Origin of the sequence: Mycobacterium angelicum (genome assembly GCF_002086155.1) — a bacterium.
Taxonomy (GTDB): Bacteria; Actinomycetota; Actinomycetes; order Mycobacteriales; family Mycobacteriaceae; genus Mycobacterium; species Mycobacterium angelicum.
In genome coordinates, this window is sequence record NZ_MVHE01000139.1 from 1 (window position 1) to 4329 (window position 4329).

Genomic DNA, 4329 nt, shown 5'->3' on the forward strand with positions numbered 1-4329 from the left:
CTCCCCGGCCCCAGGTTGGAGCTCGCGCCCCCAGTCCCGCCGTCGCCGCCCGCGCCGGTGTGGGAGCCGTTGCCGCCGGCCCCGCCGGTGCCGCCGGTACCGGCGATCGTGCCGCTCTTGCCGCCGGTCCCGCCGTTACCGCCGGTCCCGTCGCCGATCACGGCGGCGCTGCCACCGGCGCCGCCGGTGCCGCCATTGCCGTAGGAACCGCCATCGCCGCCGGTTCCGCCGGCCCCGCCGGACGCGCCGGGGGCCGCCACCGGGCTGCCACCTGGGTCGTACCCGTGGCCGCCGGTGCCGCCGTTACCCCCGTTGCCGGGGATTATGGTGCCGATGGCACCTGCCGCGCCGGCGACGGCACCCGGGCCACCGGCCGCGCCGCCGATCCCACCGACGCCGAAGCCGCCGGGATCACCTCCGTTGCCGCCGGTGCCGCCGACAGGGCTGCTGCTGTCGCCGGCACCGCCCGTGCCACCGTTTCCGGGTGCCCCGGCGTTTCCGCCGGCACCGCCGGCCCCGCCATTGCCGTTAGCGCCCGCCTGGCCCAGCAACGCCGATCCGTGGCCGCCGGCCCCACCGGCGCCGCCGTCACCGCCGTGGCCGCCGGTGCCGCTGTTGCCGCCGGTTCCGCCGGCCCCGGCGATGGCGGTGGCGTCCCAGCCGGCGCCGCCGGTCCCACCGGTTCCGCCGGCTCCGCCAACTCCGCCCTGACCGCCGGCCCCGCCGGAGCCGTAGAACAGCCCGCCGTTGCCGCCGACGCCACCATTGCCGGCGTTGCCGCCGTCGCCGCCATTCCCGCCGGTGCCGCCGACGCCGAGCGCCGTCGGCGAGGTGCCCGGGGCGCCCGCGGAGCCGACCGCGCCGGGCGCACCCGCCCCGCCCACGCCGCCGGCACCACCGTTGCCGTACAACAGTGCGCTACCGCCGGCCCCGCCACTGCCGCCGGTCACGCCGGCGCCTCCGAGGCCTCCCGCGCCGCCGGCTCCGCCGTTGCCCCATAACCACCCGCCGGTGCCGCCGGCACCGCCGGCCCCGCCGCCGACGCCACCGGTACCGCCGGCACCGCCGGCGCCGAGCAGTCCTGCCGCCCCACCGGCGCCGCCGGCCTTACCGGCCGCGCCGGATCCGCCGTTGCCGCCATTGCCCCACAGGATCCCGCCCGCCCCGCCGTTTTGCCCGCTGCCGGGTGCCCCGTCGGTGCCATTGCCGATCAGCGGACGCCCCAACAGCAGATTTGTCGGCGCATTGATCAGCGCCAGCACGTCCTGCTCGAGGGTCTGCAACGGCGACACGCTTGCCGCGTCCGCGGCCGCGTACGAGGCCCCGGCCCTGGACAGCGTCTGCGCGAACTGGGCATGAAATGCCGCCGCCTGTGCATTGAGCGATTGAAAGTCCAGGCCGTGCGAGGAGAACAGCGACGCGATCGCGGTTGACACTTCGTCGCCGGCAGCGGCCAGCAAGCCGGTGGTCGGGATTGCCGCGGCGATATTGGCGGCGCTCAGCGACGAGCCGATGCTCTCGATATCTGCTACAGCCGCGGTGAATAGGTCTGGTGCTGCGATCACATACGACATCGTGGTGCTCCCGCCTGGCGACTCGACGATCCGGAGAAGTGAAGGTGCCCAGTCAGTATTGCGACCGCGACGGCAGCTCGTGGGCTTTCCGGCGCAACGACGAATGCGGGGACCCGAATGGGTCCCCGCATTCCGCGGTTTGGTTCTGTTACGCGTTTAGGCAGAGGTGACGTACTGCGGGCAGTAGGCCTCGGCGGCGTCGATGGCGAAGGTCTTGGCGCCCTTGGCGCTCAGGCCGGTGCGCTTGGCGACTCCGTTGATGACCTCGGTGCTCGACTGCCCCTGGTCGAGGCTCTTGCAGACGGTGTGCGCCTCGCTGATGGCGCGGGCGGCGCTCGGCGGGGTGATCCCGTCCGTCTGCAGCTGGGCCAGGAATGCGTCGTCGGCTGAGCTTGCTCCGGCGGTGCCGGCGAAGCCGAGCGCGGCCAAGCCGAGGGCGGCTGCGGTCAGGGTGGTGCGGGCCATGTTGACGGTGAAACGGCGAGTGAGCATTGGTGTCTCCGGTGCTGCTATGAACTGGTGGTGGACGCTGGATTGCGTTAACCAAAGAGTCAGCCGGGCGCCTTGACGGATTCTCTATAAATCCTTGGCGCGATCGAGACACGGCCTTTCGGGTCCTTTCTGGTGCCATAACGGCGCGCACGCGGCGCATTCCATTTCTGTTCAGTCTTTATTCAGTACGTGCGCGAGACAGTCGGGGCATCAATTGAGACCGGGTCGGAGCGTGAGATGCCCATGTCGTTCGTGACAGCTGTGCCGCAATCCTTCACAGCAGCAGTGCAAGATTTGGCGAATATCGGGTCGGCGATCACCGGCGCCAGGGCCGCGGCCGCGGCATCAACGATTGAGGTGGCCTCGGCGGCCGGCGACGAGATTTCCGCGGCGATCGCGCAGTTGTTCTCCACCCATGCTCAGGATTTCCAGGCGCTCAGTTCGCAGGCGGCGACGTTTCACGACCAGTTCGTGCAGGCCCTGGGCGCCGCCGGCGGATCGTATGCGGCCGCCGAGGCGGCTAACGCGTCGCCGCTGCAGATGCTCGAGCAGGGGGTGCTCGGGGTGATCAATGCGCCCACCCAGGCATTGTTGGGCCGGCCGCTGATCGGCAACGGCGCCGACGGGACGGCACTCAACCGGAACGGCGGCGCCGGGGGCTTGCTGTACGGCAACGGCGGAAACGGCTTTTCCGCGGCCGATATCGGGGGCGTCGGCGGTAACGGTGGGGCTGGCGGGCTGATCGGCAACGGCGGCGCCGGCGGTACCGGCGGGGTGAACTCTCCCGGCGGTTCGGGTGGCAACGGCGGCTGGTTGTGGGGCAACGGCGGTGCCGGTGGGACTGGTGGAACTGCCGCTGCCGCGGTTGGTGGGGTCGGCGGGAACGGGGGCAACGCCGGATTGTTCGGCACCGGCGGCGCCGGCGGCACCGGCGGAGCCGGTGCCAGCGGCGTAAACGGTGCTGTCGGATCGTATGTCGGTAGCGCGCCCACAGGCGGTGACGGCGGACACGGAAGCACCGGCGGCGCCGGCGGAGCCGGCGGGAGCGGCGGCCTGGTGTACGGCAACGGCGGCGAGGGCGGCGCTGGTGGTGCCGGGGGCGCGGGCGGACATGGTGGCGCGGGAGCTGTTGGTCTGGCTGGCACCTCGCCGGCCCTCGCCGCTGGTGGCGGGGGAAATGGCGGAAACGGCGGCGGCGGTGGCAATGGCGGCGACGGTGGCCTGGGCGGCGGCCACGGCATGTTTGGGGGGCAGGCGGGCGGACACGGCGTCGGCGGAGCCGGCGGGAACGGCGGTGTCGCCGGCCTCGGCGGCGACGGCGGCACCGGCGCTCAGGGCATATCGAGCATCAACAACGGTGTCGGCGGTACCGGCGGAAACGGCGGCGACCCCGGCAGCGGTGGCCTAGGCGCGGCCGGCGGCAGCAGCGGCGGCGGCCTATACGGCGCCACCGGCGCAACCGGAAGCGCCGCCGTCGGCGGCGGCAACGGCGGCACTGGCGGCGACGGCGCCGCCGCCAGTGGCTTGAGCCTCGCCGGCGCCAATGGCGGGACCGGCGGCAACGGCGGGCTGCTGGGCAACGGCGGCACCGGCGGTGCCGGCGGTACCGGCGGCCGCGCCGGGTTCACGCAGGTTGGTGGCGCCGGCGGCACCGGCGGCACGGGCGGCGTCGGCGGGCAGTACGGCGACGGCGGCACCGGAGGCGCCGGCGGTACCGGCGGAGCGGGCTTCCAAAGTGTCGCGGCCGGCCACGGCGGCACCGGTGGCGTCGGCGGGGCCGGCGGCGCCGCAGGCAATGGCGGTACCGGCGGCGCTGGCGGCAGCGGCGGAGTTTCCGGCGGTCTGCCCGCCGGACCTGCCGGCAACGGCGGCACCGGCGGTGCCGGTGGCGTCGGCCAACACGGCGGCACCGGCGGTGCAGGCGGCGCCGGTGCCGCCGGTGACCCCAGCAATGCCCCCGGAAATGGTGGTACCGGTGGGGCCGGCGGCGCCACCACCGCCACCACCGGCGGCACCGGCGGCGTCGGCGGTGCCGGTGGTACCGGCGGCGCCTCGGGCGGCAGCGTCTTCACCGGCGGCGCCGGTGGTACAGGCGGCGTCGGGGGCAACGGCGGCGACGTGGGCGACGGCGGCAGCGGTGGCATGGGAGGGACCGGCGGGGCCGGTTTCGTCGGTGCATCCGGCGCGGCCGGGACCACCGGCGGGGGTGGCGGAACCGGCGGAACGGGTGGGGCCGGCGGCGTCACAGGCGGCAATGGCGGGC

The 4329-nt window shown here is 74.5% G+C and carries 3 protein-coding genes; 1 reads left to right on the plus strand and 2 read right to left on the minus strand.

Annotation, left to right across the window (positions count from 1 at the left end; genetic code table 11):
• Together BST12_RS28385 and BST12_RS28390 are read right to left on the minus strand one after the other, a co-directional pair.
• The coding region (locus BST12_RS28385; protein ID WP_139802018.1) for a PE family protein at window positions 1-1574 on the minus strand (1574 nt) is incomplete at its 3' end.
• A gap of 156 nt (window positions 1575-1730) precedes the next feature.
• Window positions 1731-2066 (minus strand): DUF732 domain-containing protein, encoded by a 336-nt coding sequence (locus BST12_RS28390; protein WP_083116489.1) that lies wholly within the window; start codon window positions 2064-2066, stop codon window positions 1731-1733.
• Window positions 2067-2309: 243 nt separating this feature from the next.
• Between BST12_RS28390 and BST12_RS28395 the strand changes: the two genes are divergently transcribed.
• A partial coding sequence (locus BST12_RS28395; protein ID WP_083116490.1) for a PE family protein occupies window positions 2310-4329 on the plus strand: 2020 nt, incomplete at its 3' end.